17 protein-coding genes are annotated in these 18,790 nt (G+C 58.5%); 11 read left to right on the top strand and 6 right to left on the bottom strand.

The annotated features are described in order from the left end of the window. The first annotated feature begins 213 nt into the window (after positions 1-213). Positions 214-1,758 carry a methyl-accepting chemotaxis protein gene (locus FJW00_RS00675; RefSeq protein WP_046101031.1) on the top strand — a complete coding sequence of 515 codons (1,545 nt, stop codon included), beginning with the start codon at positions 214-216 and terminating at the stop codon, positions 1,756-1,758. On the opposite strand, the gene FJW00_RS00670 is transcribed toward FJW00_RS00675, so the two are convergent. Next, complete coding sequence (locus tag FJW00_RS00670) at positions 1,755-2,732, bottom strand: AraC family transcriptional regulator (RefSeq protein ID WP_009092573.1); 978 nt, start codon at positions 2,730-2,732, stop codon at positions 1,755-1,757. The two genes, FJW00_RS00675 and FJW00_RS00670, sit on opposite strands and share 4 nt — an antisense overlap. Positions 2,733-2,836: 104 nt before the next feature. Between FJW00_RS00670 and FJW00_RS00665 the strand changes: the two genes are divergently transcribed. The 5 genes from FJW00_RS00665 to FJW00_RS00645 all read left to right on the top strand — a co-directional run bounded on the left by FJW00_RS00665 (position 2,837) and on the right by FJW00_RS00645 (position 6,540). Further along, entirely contained in the window at positions 2,837-4,024 is a 1,188-nt protein-coding gene (locus tag FJW00_RS00665; RefSeq protein ID WP_058957008.1) for an MFS transporter, read from the top strand. Positions 4,025-4,236: 212 nt separating this feature from the next. Then, positions 4,237-4,446 (top strand): YdgH/BhsA/McbA family protein, encoded by a 210-nt coding sequence (locus FJW00_RS00660; protein WP_009092571.1) that lies wholly within the window; start codon positions 4,237-4,239, stop codon positions 4,444-4,446. A 199-nt stretch (positions 4,447-4,645) separates the two neighbouring features. Continuing rightward, positions 4,646-5,698 (top strand): 7-bladed beta-propeller protein YncE, encoded by a 1,053-nt coding sequence (gene yncE / locus FJW00_RS00655; RefSeq protein ID WP_140922770.1) that lies wholly within the window; start codon positions 4,646-4,648, stop codon positions 5,696-5,698. Positions 5,699-5,894: 196 nt separating this feature from the next. After that, on the top strand, positions 5,895-6,248 hold the full coding sequence (locus FJW00_RS00650; RefSeq protein ID WP_046101034.1) for a type II toxin-antitoxin system RelE/ParE family toxin: 354 nt from the start codon (positions 5,895-5,897) through the stop codon (positions 6,246-6,248). Then, a complete protein-coding gene (locus FJW00_RS00645) occupies positions 6,241-6,540 on the top strand; it encodes a helix-turn-helix domain-containing protein (protein ID WP_009092569.1) in 300 nt (99 codons plus the stop codon). The genes FJW00_RS00650 and FJW00_RS00645 overlap by 8 nt, the downstream gene beginning before the upstream one ends. A 55-nt stretch (positions 6,541-6,595) precedes the next feature. Here FJW00_RS00645 and sbmA read toward each other — a convergent pair whose 3' ends face one another. After that, a complete protein-coding gene (sbmA, locus tag FJW00_RS00640; RefSeq protein WP_009092568.1) occupies positions 6,596-7,837 on the bottom strand; it encodes a peptide antibiotic transporter SbmA in 1,242 nt (413 codons plus the stop codon). Positions 7,838-8,114: 277 nt separating this feature from the next. Here sbmA and FJW00_RS00635 point away from each other — a divergent pair, with 277 nt between their 5' ends. Genes FJW00_RS00635 through FJW00_RS00625 form a run of 3 tightly spaced genes read left to right on the top strand, consistent with a single transcriptional unit; the run spans position 8,115 to position 11,958 of the window. Next, positions 8,115-8,849: a gluconate 2-dehydrogenase subunit 3 family protein gene (locus FJW00_RS00635; RefSeq protein ID WP_009092567.1), complete on the top strand. Its 735-nt coding sequence runs from the start codon at positions 8,115-8,117 to the stop codon at positions 8,847-8,849. 2 nt (positions 8,850-8,851) lie between these two features. After that, a complete protein-coding gene (locus FJW00_RS00630; protein WP_009092566.1) occupies positions 8,852-10,636 on the top strand; it encodes a GMC family oxidoreductase in 1,785 nt (594 codons plus the stop codon). 11 nt (positions 10,637-10,647) lie between these two features. After that, on the top strand, positions 10,648-11,958 hold the full coding sequence (locus FJW00_RS00625) for a c-type cytochrome (RefSeq protein WP_058957011.1): 1,311 nt from the start codon (positions 10,648-10,650) through the stop codon (positions 11,956-11,958). A gap of 43 nt (positions 11,959-12,001) precedes the next feature. Here the strand turns inward: FJW00_RS00625 and FJW00_RS00620 are convergent, their stop codons facing one another. After that, positions 12,002-13,411, bottom strand: coding sequence for an MFS transporter (locus tag FJW00_RS00620; RefSeq protein WP_140922768.1), 1,410 nt, complete (start codon positions 13,409-13,411; stop codon positions 12,002-12,004). A gap of 227 nt (positions 13,412-13,638) precedes the next feature. Here FJW00_RS00620 and FJW00_RS00615 point away from each other — a divergent pair, with 227 nt between their 5' ends. Further along, the gene (locus FJW00_RS00615) at positions 13,639-13,971 is read left to right on the top strand and encodes a type II toxin-antitoxin system RelE/ParE family toxin (protein ID WP_009092563.1); all 333 of its coding nucleotides are present in this window, start codon (positions 13,639-13,641) and stop codon (positions 13,969-13,971) included. Position 13,972: 1 nt separating this feature from the next. Beyond that, positions 13,973-14,257, top strand: coding sequence for a NadS family protein (gene nadS / locus FJW00_RS00610; protein ID WP_009092561.1), 285 nt, complete (start codon positions 13,973-13,975; stop codon positions 14,255-14,257). 60 nt (positions 14,258-14,317) lie between these two features. Here nadS and abgT read toward each other — a convergent pair whose 3' ends face one another. From abgT to FJW00_RS00595, 3 genes are all read right to left on the bottom strand, one after another. After that, positions 14,318-15,835: a p-aminobenzoyl-glutamate transporter gene (gene abgT, locus FJW00_RS00605; protein ID WP_058957012.1), complete on the bottom strand. Its 1,518-nt coding sequence runs from the start codon at positions 15,833-15,835 to the stop codon at positions 14,318-14,320. A 167-nt stretch (positions 15,836-16,002) separates the two neighbouring features. Continuing rightward, positions 16,003-17,445: a M20 family metallopeptidase gene (locus tag FJW00_RS00600; RefSeq protein ID WP_140922766.1), complete on the bottom strand. Its 1,443-nt coding sequence runs from the start codon at positions 17,443-17,445 to the stop codon at positions 16,003-16,005. After that, positions 17,442-18,755, bottom strand: a complete 1,314-nt coding sequence (locus FJW00_RS00595; protein WP_140922764.1) for an amidohydrolase — start codon at positions 18,753-18,755, stop codon at positions 17,442-17,444. The genes FJW00_RS00600 and FJW00_RS00595 overlap by 4 nt, the downstream gene beginning before the upstream one ends. Between the last annotated feature and the right edge of the window lie 35 nt (positions 18,756-18,790).

Here is an 18,790-nt window from a genome sequence, read left to right as displayed (position 1 = left end):
TCTGAAATCCGGCTAACGGATGAATAATCACCCAAAAATGTGAAAGCCGCTGCAAAGTGGCTTTTTTCGCGGCAGAAATTTAACGGAAACGCTAAAGAGAGTACAGAAGCATGCCGAAAACATAAAAAAAGGTAATCGTTATCTCTCAGCCCACCGTTTTCCCGCTGACAGTTAAGCTGTTGCGGGCAGAAGGTGGGTCTTCAAGGATTTTTGATGCGTAACAACCAGCCTGTCTCTCAGCGTGAATATCTGTTCGACGATCATGCGACACTGATGTCCACCACCGATCTCAACAGCCACATCACCTACGCCAACGATGCCTTCATCGAAGCGAGCGGATTCACCGCCGACGAGATCAACGGCCAGCCGCACAATATGGTGCGCCATCCCGACATGCCGCCGGAAGCCTTTGCTGACATGTGGGCGACGCTGAAGCAGGGCGAGCCCTGGACCGCGCTGGTCAAGAACCGACGTAAAAATGGCGATCACTACTGGGTGCGGGCCAATGCCATTCCGGTGGTGCGTGACGGCAAAGTGCAGGGTTATATGTCAGTGCGCACTAAACCCACCCCGGAAGAGGTGCGTCAGAGCGAAGCGCTCTATCAGGATTTTCGTGAAGGCCGCGCCAGAGGGCGACGTTTTCACAAAGGTCTGCTGGTGCGCAGCGGCTGGGGACGACCCGCCTCATTGCTGAAGACGCTGCCCCTGCGCTGGCGGATCCGCAGCACCCTGCTGGCACTGCTGCCCCTGTCGGTGGCGGGTACCTGGGCGCTGGGTATGACACCGGCGGCCCTGGCCGGTTTTGCTGCCGGTATGGCCGCTCTGCTGACACTCAGCAGCCTCTGGCTGGAGCAGCAGATCTCCCGCCCGATCGAACGGATGTGTCAGCAGGCCCTGCGCGTGGCGACCGGAGCCAGTCATCAGGTTGAGCAGATGGATCGCGTGGATGAGGTGGGCGTGACGCTGCGTGCCATTGGCCAGCTCGGCCTGATGTTCCGCTGGCTGGTGGATGATGTCAGCGGCCAGGCGATCAACGTTTTAAGCGCCAGCGACGCTATCGCCCGCAGCAATAACGAACTGAGTCGTCGCACCGAGCAGGCGGCCGCCAACGTGCAGCAGACGGCGGCCACCATGAACGAAATGACCGCGACGGTGAAGAGCAATACGGAAACCGCGCATGAGGTAAATACCCTTTCTGCCGACACCAGCAGTGCGGCCAGCAAAGGCGGTGAGGTGATGAGCGAGATGATGGAGATGATGGGCGAAATCGCCGACAGCTCGAAGCGAATCGCCAATATTACCAGCGTGATCGACGGTATTGCCTTCCAGACCAACATCCTGGCGCTGAACGCGGCCGTGGAAGCGGCACGGGCCGGTGAACAGGGCAAAGGCTTTGCGGTGGTAGCGGGCGAGGTGCGCAGTCTGGCGCAGCGCAGCGCCAAAGCGGCCAGTGAGATTAAAATGCTGGTCGAAACCAGTGCTGGCCGGGTCAAATCGGGCAATGAACATGCCAGCGCGGCAGGCCGGACCATGCAGGATATCGTGTCGCAGGTGCAGAATGTCACGGCACTGATTGCCCAGATCAGTGCCGCCACCGCCGAGCAGGCCACCGCACTCAGTGAGGTGAGTTCAGCGGTGGAAGATCTTGATGACATTACCCATCAGAACGCCGCGCGCGTATCGGAAAGCGCCGAGGCGTCGGGCCGCATGACCCATCAGGCAAACCGTCTGGTGGAGGCGATCAGCGTATTCCGCTAAGCGGCAGATGAGGCGGTCAGCGCCTGCGTGCCTTCGCGTCCGGCTCGCAGCGCGCCTGGCGACTGACCGACAATGCGTTTAAAGGCGCGGCTGAACGCTGCAATCGAGCCGTAGCCGAGATGGTAAGCCACGGCTTCCACCGCTTCGCCATTGTTCACAATCCGCTGCACTGCCAGCCGCATCCGCAGCTCGGTCAGATAACGTAACGGCGTCATGCCGGTGGCGTTGAGAAAACGGCCGGCAAACACCGAACGCGAACAGCCCGCCACGCTGGCCAGCCGCGCGACCGTCCAGTTTTCGCCCGGCTCCCGGTGCATGGCGGCAATCGCCTGACTCAGCCGCGGATCGCGCATCGCCTGCACCAGCCCGCTCTGCTGACCGCAGCCGTTCTCCACCCAGCCGCGCACAATCAGCGCGGCAACCACGTCGGCCAGACGCGACAGAATACCGGCAAATCCCGCCTGCCGGGTGCGCGACTCCCGTTCCATCGCCGCCAGGATCGGCTGAATCTCCGGATACTGCGACAGCAGGGTACTCACCAGCATCACATCCGGCATAGTATTGATCAGCGGCTGCATGCCGCCCAGTTCAAATGCCATACAGGCGCTGAACAGCAGCACGCTGTGCTCATCCTCACCGGCATCCTCCGGGGCGGCGATGGCGCAGACGCTGTCGCAGATCGGCTTGCTCGTCATATTTTTCACACACAGACAGGCCACCTCCTCGCCGGAGATCAGGCTGTGCGGTTTACCGTGCGGCACCAGCAGCGCATCGCCGCTGTGAAGCGGAAACACCTCACCGGAGGCGCTGCGCACCAGCAGTGAGCCGCGGCCGACAAAGTGAAACTGCGCCCGGCCCGGTGCGTGATCGAAGCGCAGCCCGAACGGTGCGCTTACGGCGATACGCTGATAGTTGACGCCATAAAGGCGCATCCCCATCAACAGCTCGCTGGTCAGGTCTCCATAGTGGCTCATGCGATTCCAGACGAATTATCAAAAATGAAGGTGTAAGCATCATAGATCGTCCTGACGCCTCACTCTATGCTCTCTCACACTTTTTTATCTTCCGGAGAAGCAGCATGAGTCTGACAACCGAAGTGGCTGATGAGGTTTCCTCGCCGACCCACCCCGCGTGGGGCGCAGTTTTTGCTATGGCGTTTGGGGTGTTCAGCCTGATTACCGCCGAATTTTTACCCGTGAGTCTGCTGACGCCCATGGCGCACAGCCTCGGCGTTTCAGAAGGGCAGGCGGGACAGACCGTCACCATTACCGCCCTGGTGGCGCTGTTTACCAGCCTGGTGACCGGCAGCGTCACGCGGCGTATCGACCGCCGCATCGTGATGCTGGTGTTCTCACTGCTGCTGATCGCCTCGGCGCTGATGGTGGCGTTTGCCGGCGATCTGACGGTGATATTGCTGGCGCGCGTGTTGCTGGGGATGGCGATAGGTGGCTTCTGGACGCTCTCAACCGCCATCACCATGCGTCTGGTTCCCGTCGATCAGGTGCCGCGGGCGCTCTCCATCGTCTTCAGCGGGATCTCGCTGGCGACGATTATCGCCACGCCGCTTGGCAGCTACCTCGGTGGCCTGGTGGGCTGGCGCAACATCTTTATGCTGACCGCCGGGCTGGGCGCGGTAGCGCTGCTGTGGCAGTTCTTTACCCTGCCCGCCATGCCGGCAGAGAACAAAGCCCGCAGCGGCGGCGTACTGACCCTGCTGCGGATCGGCGTGATGCGCTGGGGCATGCTGGCCGTGATCATGATGTTCACCGGCCACTTCGCCTTCTTTACCTATCTGCGCCCTTTCCTGGAGGGTGTGGCGCAGTTCAACCTTAACCAGCTGTCGCTGGCGCTGCTGGCCTTTGGTGTGGCGAACTTCTTTGGCACCTCGCTGGCCGGTTTCCTGGTGACCCGCAGCGTGTCGCTGACGCTGAGCGGGATGGCGCTGCTGATGAGCCTGACCGCGCTGCTGCTGGTGACTTTTGGCGGGGTCAGCTGGATAGTGGGAGCGGGCGTGGCGATCTGGGGCATGGCGTTTGGTTCGATGCCTACCGGCTGGTCAACCTGGATTTCGCGCGCGGTGCCGGATGATGCAGAATCGGGCGGTGGTCTGCTGGTCGCCACGATTCAGCTGGCGATAACTGTCGGCGCGGCGGCGGGCGGCTGGATGTTCGATCTGCGCGGCGCTGGCGGCGTATTTGTTGCCAGCGGGGTACTGATGCTGCTGGCTGCACTGACCATCTTCAGCCGGGTCCGGCACCACGGTTAATCTTTTTCAGGCAGCGGATTATGCTGCCTTTTCTTTCATGGTCGGGTGATTAACCTTTTGAGCGATAACTGCACGATGCGTGCTTTTTATGTTCAGTTTTTCTGAAAGAGATAAGCAAAACCCTCTGCTTTTCCCTGATCAACTTCCGGACTATTATTTCTATCAACAAGGCAGCAAGCCTTACCTGATAAAAATCAACCGAGGAATTGACCATGAAATCTATCAAAACTTTTGCAGCTGTTATCGCGCTTTCTGTTCTGCCATTCGCCAGCTTCGCGCAATCTGTGACCGCCATCGACTCTACACTGGATGGTGCTGAAGCGAAAATTGCTGCGCAGGCTCAGGAAGCTGGTGCTTCATATAAAATCACTGAAGCTTACACCAACAACGGCGTGCACATGACCGCTGAACTGCTGAAATAATCTCTCTGCCCTCCCATGCTGACAGGACGCCTCCGGGCGTCCTGGCGGCGTTTCTGCGCGAATAATCCTGTCCCTTTCCTTCCGAAATAATTATTATTCTCAAAAACAAGAGTGTCTCTGGCTGCTGGTCAGCTGTTTCTGGTTGCAATGTCGGGCTTTCATTTCACTGCGTCTGCAGTGAATTTACTCTGGAGAAGTTATGAAAGCGAATACCAATACGCGCCGGACGCTGCGTCCGCTGTTACTGGCTACGGCCCTGTTTTCTGCGTCAGGATGGCTGGCCGTGCAGGCAGAAGATCTGAATCAGGCGGTGGGCAAAGGGGTCTATGAACTGGCCGTCAGCCCGAAGGAGAATGCGCTGTTCGTGGCGACAGCACAAAACAGCAGCGGCGAGGGCGGCACCGTGTTTCGTCTCGATCCCGCGACGCTGGCGGTGCAGAAGTCGATCACCACGCCGCTGAAATCGTTTGGTGCGGCGCTCAACCCGCAAACGAACGTGCTCTATATCGGAAATACGCTTGACGGTTCAGTGACCGCGATTGATGCCAGCAGTGGCAATGTCCTTAACACGCGGGTGCTGGATGGCCGCAAGCGCAGCGAAACCGTGCGTCCGTTGCAGCCGCGCCAGGTGGCCGTGGATGTGAAAACTGATCGCGTCTATATCACCGGGCTGGGGCCGCAGAGCGTGGTCTGGGTCGTGGATGGCAGTTCGCTGAAACTGATCAGCACGATCCCGAACACCGGCAAAATGGGCACAGGCCTGGCAGTGGATTCAGCCGCGCAGAAGGTGTACGTCACCAATGCGGATGGCGAGCTGGTGACCATTAACGCCCGCACCAATGCCGTTGAGAAAAAACAGAAGATTGATGGCGATAAAGCGCACTTCTTCCTCAACATTGCACTGGATACGCGCGGTCAGCGTGCCTTCCTGAGTGATTCAAAGCAGGCTCAGGTGCTGGTGGTTGATCTGCGTAGTCAGCAGGTCATACAGCGGATTGCCGTTCCGGAATCGCTGGCGGTACTGTTCAATCCGGATCGCGATGAGCTCTATGTCACCCATCGCAAAGCGGGCGAGGTCAGCATCATCGACGCCCGCACCTATCAGGTTAAACGTACTGTAAAAATGCCGGCCCTGCCGAACAGTCTGGCGCTCTCAGCGGATGGCAACGTGCTTTATGTCAGCGTGAAGCAGCCAGGCTCGCGCAAGGCGCCGCCAGCGAATCCTGATAGCGTGATGCGCATAACTCTGTAAGGAACGCGCTCTGCGCGGGGAGATAAAGAGTTTTACCGCCGCGCTGTGTCACTGGAAAAGCCACTCTCACGGGTGGCTTTTTGTATTGAAAAGCACGCTTTTGGCCAGGACATGTCGCGGTTATGGGGCAACACTTGCCCTTATAGCGAATAAGCTATAGTATGATTTATAGCTTATTCGCTATAAGGATGTTGCGATGTGGGATATCGATACAACTCATCTCTTTGACGAGTGGTTTGAGACCCAGACTGAGGCGCTGAAGGAGGATATGCTCGCCGCGATGATTATCCTTTCCGAGTATGGTCCTCAATTAGGAAGGCCGTATGCTGATACGGTAGACGACTCTGACTTTCCAAATATGAAAGAATTAAGAGTGCAGCATCAGGGCAATCCGATTCGGGCCTTCTTCGCGTTTGATCCTGCTCGCCGTGGCATTGTGTTATGTGCTGGCGATAAAACCGGGGTTAAAGAAAAAAGATTCTATAAAGAGATGATCAAACTGGCAGATGCTGAATTCCGAAAACACCTGAAAAGAGGGGAAAATGGCTAATTTAAAAGAGCTGATGGCAAAGCAAAGCCCGGAAAGTCGTGAGCGTATTGCCGAAAAAGTGGACGAAATGCGGCAGGTTATTGCCCTGAACATGTTGCGGGAAGAACTTAACCTATCCCAGACAGAGATGGCGCGAGCCATGGGGGTGAAGCAGCCAACCATTGCCAGAATGGAGCAGGCTGACAACGATCCACGCCTTTCTACGCTGAAGCGTTACGTTACAGCTCTGGGAGGCGAGATAAGTATTGATGTCAGACTGCCGACAGGAAAAAGAATTGCTTTTGACCTTTGAATAAAAAAAGCCACTTGTCAGAGTGGCTTTTTCGCCTCAATAAAGCGCCTGTGCGCTACACATCCTCTGACGCTTCGCGCATCATCTCGTCGTGCGGCACATCATCCAGAATCTGCTCGAAGCTGCGCAGACGTTTGTAGATGGACATCAGTTCAATCAGCGTCGACCAGGAGGCGATCAGATACTGGAACGAGCCGCGCACCTGATCAAACACGTTGGTGATCTGATTGAGTAAGCCCAGCGTGATGGTGCCCGCCACAATCGAAGGAAACAGCAGGAACAGACCAAACACGTTATCGACCTGCAGATAGAGAATGCGGGTGATGTTGAAGTAGAGATAGTGAAAGTAGAGACGGAAGTAGTTAACCCGCACCCGACTGAACAGCTCCTGCACCGTTTGTGGCCCGGCGCGATCGGCATTATCTTCGCCGTAGACCAGCTCTTTACGGTAGGCGGCTTCGACCCGCTGGTTGCGGAACTCCAGCCCAGGCAGTTTAATCCCGACCAGCGCCAGCAAACCTGTACCAAACACCGACCAGAGCACCGCGGCAATCACCAGCGCGTAAGGGATATTACCGAGGAACGGGATATCTTTAACGTGATGGGAGAGCGCCACCAGTACCGGCAAAAATGCCACCAGCGTCATGATCGCCTGAATAAAACTGACGCCCCAGTTTTCAAGCGTGGTCGCAAAGCGCATGGTGTCTTCCTGCACACGCTGTGCGGCACCTTCAACATGACGCAGCCGCTGCCAGTTGTGCATGTAGTAGTTATTCATGGCGGTACGCCAGCGGAAAACCCAGTGGCTGATAAAGAACGAATTAAGTACGCCAATCACCACCGCGATTAATGCGATGCCGAGAAAAGCCACAACCTGGTGGTAAAACTCAGCAATCTGCACCGATCCCGCTTTTGTCAGCGCTTTCTGGATCAGATCGTAAAACGGGCCATACCAGGCGTTGATGGCGACCCCGACCTGGACACCAAACCAGGTGACAAAGATGATCAGTGCCGATCCCCAGACTGACCAGCGTTGCCACGGATGCGAGTCGATCACCCGCCACGCCACGGCAAAAATGGCGACCATTATCCAGTAGTAGAGATAGAACCAGATCTGACTCGCCGCGATAAAACGCGCTGCGGTCGTCGGCAGGGGCGCTTTGATAGCGGTTTCGAACATGGGCCACATGCCGGGCAACTGCTCAGCAAAACCAAACCAGGCAAAAATAGCGACTAAACTCCAGACGGCCGCTGAGCTGAAAAACAGCGCTGGCCGCGGAAAAAAAGACTTAAACATAGGCACTCCGCTGTTGTGTATGGTCTTTTATAACGTTTTGGTTGCTTGCTGTCTGTAGTCTGTTGTTTCTGCTCATGACAGGGCAGGGATGAATGTTAATGAAATTGTGCGGTTTTGTTTCGCGGAACTAAATCTTTGTGAATAGCAGTGTTACAATATGGCGGCTTGTTACCGGTAACAAACCGGCATCAGGGCCGGTATCTGCTGATAAAAACCACTACAACGCAACCACCTATTTTTTTCATACCGCCATCCAGCGCGGGAATGAGGCAATGTCATGTCAGAACAAAAAAAGGGTCATTCACGCAGGGATTTTTTGCTGAAGACAATCACCCTGGCGCCTGCAATGGCGGTAGGGTCCACAGCGATGGGTGCTCTCTCCCTGCCGCTGACCGCACAGGCGGCGGAAACGCCGGCTGCACCGCAGAAGGCGCGTGATTATCAGCCCTCCTGGTTTACCGCCGAAGAGTATGCCTTTATCACCGCCGCCGTGGCGCGCCTGATCCCCAGCGATGAACGCGGGCCTGGCGCAGTGGAAGCGGGCGTGCCGGAGTTCATTGACCGCCAGATGAATACACCCTATGCCACCGGATCGAACTGGTATATGCAGGGGCCGTTTAATCCCGATCTGCCGAAAGAGCTGGGCTATCAGCTGCCGCTGGTGCCGCAGCAGATCTACCGTCTCGGTCTGGCCGATGCCGACCACTACAGCAAACAGCAGCACGGTAAGGTGTTCGCTCAGCTCAGCGCGGAGCAGCAGGATGCGCTATTGCAGGCGATGGAGAGTGGCAGCGCCGAATTCAGCCAGTTGCCCGCTAAAACCTTCTTTGCCTTTCTGCTGCAGAACACACGCGAAGGCTTCTTCAGCGATCCTGTCCACGGCGGAAATCAGGGAATGGTCGGCTGGAAGCTGATCAACTTCCCTGGCGCACGCGCCGACTTTATGGACTGGGTAGAGCGCGGTGAACGTTATCCGTTCCCGTCAGTATCGATTCGCGGGGAGAGAAGTTAAGCATGGCAAACGAAATGAAAAAAGTGGATGCGGTGATTGTTGGCTTCGGCTGGGCCGGTGCCATCATGGCGAAAGAGCTGACCGAAGCGGGCCTGAATGTGCTGGCGCTGGAGCGTGGGCCGCATCGCGACACCTATCCGGACGGCTCTTATCCGCAGTCCATTGATGAGCTGACCTATAACATCCGCAAAAAGCTGTTCCAGGATCTCTCTAAAAGCACCGTGACTATCCGTCATGATGCTTCGCAGACGGCGGTGCCTTATCGTCAGCTGGCGGCATTCCTGCCCGGCACCGGCACCGGCGGCGCGGGCCTGCACTGGTCAGGCGTCCACTTCCGCGTGGATCCGATTGAACTGCGGATGCGCAGCCATTATGAAGAGCGTTACGGCAAGAATTTCATCCCGGAAGGCATGACGATTCAGGATTTTGGCGTCAGCTACGATGAGCTGGAGCCGTTCTTCGACAAGGCGGAAAAAGTCTTTGGCACCTCAGGCAGCGCCTGGAGTATCAAGGGCAAGGTGGTCGGCAAAGATAAAGGCGGTAACCCGTTTGCGCCCGATCGTTCAGATAACTTCCCGCTGCCCGCACAGAAGCGTACCTACTCGGCGCAGCTGTTTGCGCAGGCGGCGGAGTCGGTCGGCTATCATCCTTACGATCTGCCTTCCGCCAACACCTCCGGGCCCTATACCAACACCTATGGCGCGCAGATGGGGCCGTGTAACTTCTGCGGATACTGCAGCGGCTACGCCTGCTACATGTATTCCAAAGCGTCACCTAACGTGAACATCCTGCCAGCACTGCGCCAGGAGCCAAAGTTTGAACTGCGTAACAACTCGTATGTCCTGCGGGTCAATCTCAGCGATGACAAAACGCGCGCAACCGGCGTGACCTATGTGGACGGGCAGGGGCGCGAACAGGTGCAGCCCGCTGACCTGGTGATCCTCTCCGCCTTCCAGTTCCACAATGTGCATCTGATGCTGCTGTCAGGCATCGGCAAGCCTTACAACCCGATTACCAACGAAGGCACCGTCGGCCGTAACTTCGCCTATCAGAACCTCTCTACCCTGAAGGCGCTGTTTGATAAAAACACCACCACTAACCCGTTTATCGGCGCAGGTGGCGCGGGCGTTGCGGTTGATGATTTCAACGCCGATAACTTCGACCACGGACCGCTGGGCTTTGTGGGCGGATCGCCATTCTGGGTCAACCAGGCGGGAACCAAGCCGATCTCCGGCATGCCAGTGCCTGCCGGTACGCCAGACTGGGGCAGTAAATGGAAAGCGGCGGTGGCGGATACTTACACCCATCACCTGTCGATGGATGCGCACGGCGCGCATCAGTCCTACCGCGCTAACTATCTCGATCTCGATCCCAACTACAAAGATGTTTATGGGCAGCCACTGCTGCGCATGACCTTTGACTGGCAGGAGAACGACATCAAAATGGCGCAGTTTATGGTCGGAAAAATGCGCAATATCGCGGAGGCGATGAATCCGAAGATGATTCTGGGCGGCGCGAAAAAGCCGGGCACCCATTTTGACTCCAGGGTTTATCAGACCACCCACATCAGTGGCGGTGCGATCATGGGCGACGATCCGAAAACCAGTGCGGTTAACCGCTATCTGCAAAGCTGGGACGTGCCGAATGTGTTTGTACCAGGTGCCTCTGCCTTCCCGCAGGGACTGGGCTATAACCCGACCGGCATGGTGGCGGCGCTGACCTACTGGTCAGCTAAAGCGATTCGCGAAAACTACCTGAAGAACCCCGGTCCACTGGTGCAGGCATAAGGAACATGGCGATGAAAAATGGCATTCTGGCCCTGATTCTGGGCACCCTGACCTTTGCCGCGCTGGCGGATGAGAGCCAGGACAATCTGGTTAAGCGGGGAGAGTATCTGGCGCGCGCCGGTGACTGTGTGGCCTGTCACACCAGCAAAGGCGGCGCGACCTTTGCCGGTGGTCTGCCGATGGCCACCCCGATTGGCACCATCTACTCCACCAACATCACTCCCGATCGCACGACCGGTATTGGTGAGTACAGCTACGACGACTTCCAGAAAGCGGTGCGTCATGGTGTGGCGAAAAATGGCGATACCCTCTATCCCGCCATGCCTTATCCCTCTTACGCGGTCGTCAGCGATGAGGATATGAAGGCGCTTTACGCCTATTTCATGCATGGCGTGACGGCGGTGAAGCAGCCAAATCGCGACAGCGACATTCCGTGGCCGCTGTCGATGCGCTGGCCGCTGGCGATCTGGCGTGGGATTTTTGCGCCCGATGTGAAAGCGTTCCAGCCTGCCGCTCAGGAAGATCCGGTGCTGGCGCGCGGTCGCTATCTGGTTGAGGGGCTGGGCCACTGCGGTGCCTGTCACACGCCGCGCAGTTTCACCATGCAGGAGAAGGTGCTGACCAACGCCGAAGGCAACGACTATCTGGCAGGCAGCAGCGCGCCGATTGACGGCTGGACGGCCAGCAACCTGCGTGGCGATAACCGCGATGGGCTGGGGCGCTGGAGCGAAGATGACCTGCGTCAGTTCCTGCGTTATGGCCGTAACGATCAGACTGCCGCGTTCGGTGGGATGACCGACGTGGTGGAACACAGCCTGCAGCACCTGAGCGAAGCCGATATCACCGCGATTGCGCGCTATCTGAAGTCCCTAGGCGCGAAAGATCCGCATCAGGCGGCCTTCAGCGTGGATGATGCCACCGCCAAAGCGCTCTGGCGCGGCGATGACAGCCAGACCGGTGCGGCGGCCTATGTCGACAGCTGTGCGGCATGCCATAAAACTGATGGCAGCGGCTATAAGCGTTTTTATCCGGCGCTGCGCGGCAACCCGGTGGTACTGGCGGACGATCCGACCTCGCTGATTCACATCGTGCTGGTGGGCGGGCAACTGCCTGGCGTGAACGGTGCGCCATCGACCATTACCATGCCGGCATTTGGCTGGCGGCTGAACGACCAGCAGGTTGCCGATGTGGTGAACTTCGTGCGTAACAGCTGGGGCAATAAGGCGTCAGAACCGGTGACCGCGAAACAGGTCGCGTCGCTGCGTAAAGATGAGAAGGATCGTCTGGGCAGTGCAGACATCCGGGTGCTGGAAGGCAAATAACCCGTAAAAAAGGCCGTCATCATCAGGATGGCGGCCTTTTCTTTTAAATATTCTCCAGATCGATTCCGCGGGTTTTCGGCCCATAAATCCCTACCGACAGCATCACCATCAGCATGCTCAGCACGATGAACGTAATCACGCCCGGTGTGCCGGCGTATTGCAGGATCACCCCGATTAAAATACTGCTGAATACCGTAGAGAGGCGGCTGAAGGAGTAGCAGAAGCCGACTGCCCGCGCCCGGATGTGGGTCGGGAAAATCTCGGTCTGATAGGCGTGGAAGCTGAAAGTCAGCCAGGCGTTGGACCAGGTAATCAGGAAGCCGCAGAGGATCAGCAGCACCGGCTGCGTCTGAAAGGCGAACAGCGTGCCGAATACCACCGTCATCAGCGATGACAGAACAATCTGCCACTTATTCTCCAGCTTATCGGCATAGCGGCTGCAGATCAGCGATCCCAGCGGATAGGCCAGCGTGATAAAGAAGGCATAGAGCAGGCTGTGTGTCACCGTGGCACCGCGGCCTGACAGCAGCGCAGGCAGCCAGTTACCAAAGCCAAAAAAGCCGATCGCCTGGAAAAAGTTCATCACCACCAGCATCAGGGTGCGCTGGCGATAAGCGGGAGCCCAGATTTCACGAAAGCGCCCGCGTTTGGGCAGCTGTGCAGCCGCGTCATCGGGCAGGATAGCGGGCCCGGCCGGAATGCCGCAGCGCTGCTCCATCGCCGATAACACCTCATGCGCCGCCTGATAGCGCCCCTGCTGCGCCAGCCAGCGTGCCGATTCCGGCAGATTTCTGCGCACCAGCCAGATCACCAGTGAACAGAGTGCGCCTGCGATCACGACCCAGCGCCAGCCTTCCAGACCGAACACGGTCTGCGGCACCAGCCACCACGACATCAGCGCGACGGCAGGCACCGATAAAAACTGCACGAAAAAGGCATAAGCAAAGGCGCGGCTGCGCAGGTGGCTCGGCACCCATTCCGACAGATAGGTATCAATGGTCACCAGCTCGACGCCCAGCCCGATCCCCACCAGAAAGCGGAACAGAATGATCATCTCCGCGCTCTGCTGAAAGGCCATCAGCAGGGAAAAGAGCCCATACCAGAGCAGCGCACACATAAAGGTCAGGCGGCGGCCAAATCGGTCAGCGTAGGGGGCCAGCAGGCTGGCGCCGAAAAAGAGGCCGAGAAAGGTGGCTGACGCAAACGCAGCCTGATCGGAGAAGCCGAGCACGCCCGCCTCACCGGTGTGAAAGACGCCTGCCGCCAGCAGGCCGGTGCTGATATAGCCGGTTTCAAACAGGTCGTAAAGTTCAAAAAAGCCGCCCAGTGCCAGCAGGGTGATAAAGCGCCATAAGCCAGCGGACGCGGGCAGCGCATCAATGCGCCCGGCTACGCTGTTGCGGGTCGCCGATGACGCGTGCGTCGGCGGCAGGCGGGTGGAGTGAGTGGTCATATCAGCGTCAACCTCAGGCAGTATGGGAAACACCTGCAGGCGGTTATTCAGAACGTCAACCGTTAGCAGGCGAAGAAATAGCAGAATAATCAATTCATCTGCCGTTTCCGAGAGGGGCGTTGCTGACGATTTAGCAACATACGTTGCAGGTTTTGCCATCCATGGGCTTTTTCATGAAGCAGGCTGGGTGTACTATGTACGCCTCATGGAAGAGACAGGAGTGAGCGATGAGTCAGGCAATTGAGTTTATCGAAACCCCGATGTTTACCCGACAGATAAAGCAAATCGCCACGGATGAAGAGCTTCGGGAGCTTCAGAGGGAGCTTATCGAGTCACCGGAGAAAGGCGATCTTATTCAGAAAACCGGCGGACTGCGAAAAATCAGGATGGCGACGGGCAATCAGGGTAAAAGCAGCAGCGCAAGGGTAATTTACTTTCTGGCTACCGCTGAGGTGATTTACCTGATCATGGCTTATCCAAAGAATCTCAAAGAGAACCTCACAGATGCGGAAAAAGCCGTGCTGAAAAAGCTGACACAAAGACTGAAAGAGGAGATATGACATGAGTTTTTTTGATGAGCTGAAAGCATCGCTGGAAGAGGCGGTGGAGATAAAAAACGGTGTCAGAGAACCCGCCCGTGTTACCCATTACGCGCTGGCTGATGTGAAGGCTATCCGGGCGCAGCTTAACGTTTCCCAGAGTGAAATGGCTGCTGCACTGGGAACCAGCCTTGATACGATAAAGAGCTGGGAAAGCGGACGCCGCAATCCGACCGGACTGGCAGCTAAAGTACTGGCGACTATCCAGAAGAATCCCGCCTTCTTTCAGGAACTGGCTGCGCACTGACATAACTGCAGTGCCGCAGAAAACGTGCCAGCGTTTATGCTGTATCGCTGGCACGGTGCCTTAAGGCAGTTGCGGCCAGACGCCCGGCCCAATTGGTAGTCCCAGCCAGTACCAAGCGACCAGCAGCGCGATCCAGCTGATAAAGAACACCAGCGGATAGGGGAAGATCAGCACATAGTAGGTGCCGAGCTGCGCATCCTTCTGGTATCGCTGCAAAAAGGCGAGGAACAGCGGCAGAAAGGGCGACATCGGTGCCAGCGGCAGTACCGCCGAGTCAGCGATGCGAAAAATCATCTGGGCAAAGGCGGGATGGAAGCCGAGCAGCATAAACATCGGCACGAACACCGGCGCCAGAATCGACCAGATGGCTGAGCCGCTGGCGATAAACATGCAGAGAAATGCCGACAGAAACATCAGGCCGAGAAAAGCGGGCGCGCCGCTGACGCCTGCGCTCTCCAGCACGTCGGTCAGTCCAATCGCCATGAATTTGCCCATGTTGCTCCAGTTAAAGAACGCCACGAACTGCGACAGCGGAAAGACCATCACGATAAAACCCGCCATGCCTTTCATCGGATCGACCAGCAGCTGCGGGATATCATCCGGACGGCGGATCTGCCGGGTGGCGACACCGTAGGCAATCGCCACCACAAAGAAGAACAGAATAATGATCGGCACAATGCCCTGAATAAATGGCGAGGGGATAATGGCACCGCTGGCGGGATTGCGCAGCGGCGCATGTTCCGGCACGACCAGTAACGCCATCACGGCGATAAACAGCAGCGCGGCGATCCCGGCGGCACGCAGGCCGCGGTTCTCCAGCGGCGTCAGCCCCGCCAGCTTTTCGCCGTTGCCCTGCCACTGCGGCAGGCGCGGCTCAACAAATTTGTCGGTCAGCAATGCACCCACAATCGTCAGCACAATCACCGAGGTGGCCATAAAGAACCAGTTATCGATGACGCTGACATGCACCGTATCGCTGACCGCTTTAGCGGCTTCGGTGCTGATACCTGAAAGCAGCACATCGGTGGTGACGATCAGCAGGTTAGCGGTAAAACCCGAGGCGACACCGGCGATGGCGGCCAGCAGGCCCGCGACCGGATGACGGCCCACCGCCAGAAAGATCAGCGCACCCAGCGGCGGCATCACCACCAGCGCCGCGTCCGAGGAGATATGGCTGAAAAAGGCGATAAACAGCACCATGTAGCTGGCGTAACGGCGGCTGACGCGTGACGCCATCTTAACCATCAGCGACTGCAGCAGGCCGACCTTTTCCGCCAGCCCGGCACCAATGACCAGCGCCAGAATCGACCCCAGCGGGGTAAAGCTGCTGAAGTTTTTGATGATGTTGGGCAGGATCCACTGCAGACCCGCGACGCTCAGCAGGTTGTTGACCCGGACGATTTCGCCATTACCGGGGTTCTTCACCGCCAGATCCAGCGCACTGATAATGGCGGTTGCGACCATCAGTACCACAATCAGATAGACAAACAGTAAAAACGGGTTAGGCACTTTATTGCCTGCGCGCTCGATCCAGCTGAAGAGCCGGCCAGGACTACGGTTCTCGGAGGTTGCTTCCATGGTATGGGTTCTCTTCTTGTCGTCTTGTGACCCCCTTATCGATGGCGGCGCGGGCTGACGCCGGTCGCGACAGGCAACAGGCGGTGAGTTCAGTTCCGGCCCCGCAGAATCAGGGAAGTGTTTGCACTATTTTTATTCTGGTCCGCGTCAGCGACGCGGCCGCTGGCTCATCCGGCCAGTTTTGTGGGTGTGATCCCCGCCGGGATCGGGCAGTGATAGGGCTGCCCGGCGCGTGCCTTCTGAAATTCGGCCTGGCATTCCGCCAGCGCCTGTTCATCCTGCAGCAGCGTGGTCACCGTCGCCGCCATCACTTTGCCCGCCAGCAACATGCCCTTATGCGCGATCGTGGTGCGGCCCTGCGCCACCAGTTGCCAGGTGTGCAGCGGCGTGCCGAAGGTAAAGCAGGGCGCAAAACACTGTGCTGTCGGCGTGACCCAGCTGACATCGCCGACATCGGTGGAGCCATAGAGCAGGTCGCGGGTGACGGCATAGGGCGCGACCTGATCCATAAACAGCCTCTCCCCCAGCTGCTCAGCCCAGGCGTGACCGGCTTCGCCACCGATACGGGCGGCGTTCAGACGGGCATTACGCAGATCATCATCGGTCAGAGTGGCACGCAGTTCAGCCGCGAACGCGCGCTCTTCGTCGCTGTAGTCGGGCAAACCAAAGTGATGCAAATAGCGCTCCATGACCGCTTCCAGGGCGCGATTAGGCACATAGTCAGAGCAGGCTTTGTCAAAACGCACGGTCAGGGTCGTGTCCGTCATCAGGGCGGCACCCCGGGCAATATTGATCACCCGCTGATAGATCGCCTGCGCCTGTGGCAGCGATGGCGCGCGGATCAGGTAGAGCACCTCCGCATCGGCCTGCACCACATTTGGCGAGACGCCGCCGCTGTTGGTGATGGCGTAGTGCAGACGTGCCTCCTGTTCGATGTGCTCGCGCAGAAAGTTGGCCCCGGTATTCATCAGCGTGACGGCATCCAGTGCGCTGCGGCCCAGATGGGGAGAGTTAGCGGCATGAGCCGCGATCCCTTTGAAGCTGAACGCGGCCTGAATATTGGCGAGCGTGCGCAGATTGAACATGCCGCTGAAACCTTCCGGATGCCAGGTCACGGCGGCATCCACATCGTCAAACAGGCCCTCACGCACCATAAAGGTCTTGCCCGATCCCCCTTCTTCGCCAGGGCAGCCATAAAAACGCACGGTTCCGCCAGCGTGATGCTGCTCCATCCAGGCTTTAACCGCACAGGCCGCCGCCACGCCGGCGGTGCCGAGCAGGTTGTGGCCGCAGCCGTGTCCGTTGCCGTTCACCTCCAGCGGTTCTGGCCGGGCGCATCCGGCCTGCTGGCTGAGACCGGCCAGCGCATCAAACTCCCCGAGGATGGCAATCACCGGTTTGCCGCTGCCGGCGCTGGCGATAAAGGCGGTGTCAATGCCGCCCACGCCGCGCTCCACGATGAACCCGGTTTCGGCCAGCGCGTCGGCCAGCAGGGCCGAGGAGCGGGTTTCGGCAAAGCGGGTTTCCGGCGTATCCCAGATGGCGTCGCTGAGCGTGCTGAAACGGTGCTGATGGCGGTCGATATAGTCGGCAATAAAGGCTTCCATCATCGTGTTTCACCATACTGCGCCTGATTGAGCGCCAGCGTCGCCAGCAGCGTGATGGCGTCCGGCATGACCCGCTCATCAAAGTCGAATCGGGCATTATGGTGGCCCGCCGCCAGGTCACAGCCGAAAATGACGTATGAGGCCTGGCCGCCACGCTGCCTGACCCGCTCCATCATATAGGTCGCATCTTCTGACCCTGCCGCCTGCGCTTTGCGATCGACCACGGAATCAAAGATACCGAGCGCGTCTGCCTGCTGGTGGATGAAGTCGACCCACGGCTGCGTCGGGGTGCAGCTGCGCGCCGCACCCATCAGCGTCACCTGCTGCTCAACACCATACATCGCCGCCGCACCGGCAATTACCCGCAGCGCCTGCTGATAAATATCGTCGTTAACCTGATTGGTGACGCCGCGGGTTTCGACCTTCAGCAGGGCGCAGTCGGCGACCACGTTGCGGCCGGTTCCGGCCTGCAGCACGCCGACATTCACCCGCGCCACGCCGCCGCTGTGCTGGGCCAGGCCATGCAGGGCCAGCGTCGCCTGAGCCGCTGCCAGCAGGGCATTGCGTCCCTCTTCCGGGCGGCCACCCGCATGGGCACCGACGCCGGTGAAGTGAACATCCAGCTTGGTGGTGGCGAGAAAGCTGTCGCTGCCGCACACCACTTCGCCCGCCGGCACGCCGGTGCCAATGTGAATCGCCGTGAAGCGATCCACATCATCGACCACGCCCGCCGCTACCATCGCTTTCGCGCCGCGTACACCCTCTTCAGCAGGCTGAAAAATCAGTTTGATGGTGCCGCTGAGCCGCTCTTTCATCGCCATCAGCACTGAGGCAAGCCCCAGCCCGATGGTGGTATGGCCATCATGACCGCAGGCGTGCATCATGCCCGCATTGCAGGAGGCGAACCCTTCCCGATGCGGCAGATGATCGCTGGCCTGGCTCTCATTGAGATCCAGTGCGTCCATGTCCACGCGGAAGCCCATCACCGGGCCGGGACGGCCGGTTTCCAGCGTCGCCACGATGCCGCAGAATCCGCCGGAAAAGTGGCTGATCCACTGCGGCAGCGCGCCCTGTTGTAACGCTCGCGCCTCCTGCTGTTTCAGCACGGCGGCGTCGGGCAGGCCCATCCGCGCCTCTGCGTCGATCACCTCACGCCCCAGCTTTAGCTGATAACCGAGCTGATGCAGCTCTTCAGCGACCAGCGTGGCGGTGCGAAACTCCAGCCAGCCCGATTCGGCGTAGTGATGGAAGTCACGACGCCACTGCTGAAGCTGCGGCAGCCTTGCACTGACGTGGTCGGAAAGGGTTTTCATCGGCTCTGTCCTCGTTGTTGGTTTTTTATGCACTG

Origin of the sequence: Pantoea anthophila, from assembly GCF_006494375.1 — a bacterium.
Classification (GTDB): domain Bacteria; phylum Pseudomonadota; class Gammaproteobacteria; order Enterobacterales; family Enterobacteriaceae; genus Pantoea; species Pantoea anthophila.
This window is presented reverse-complemented; position numbering and strand designations above follow the sequence as displayed.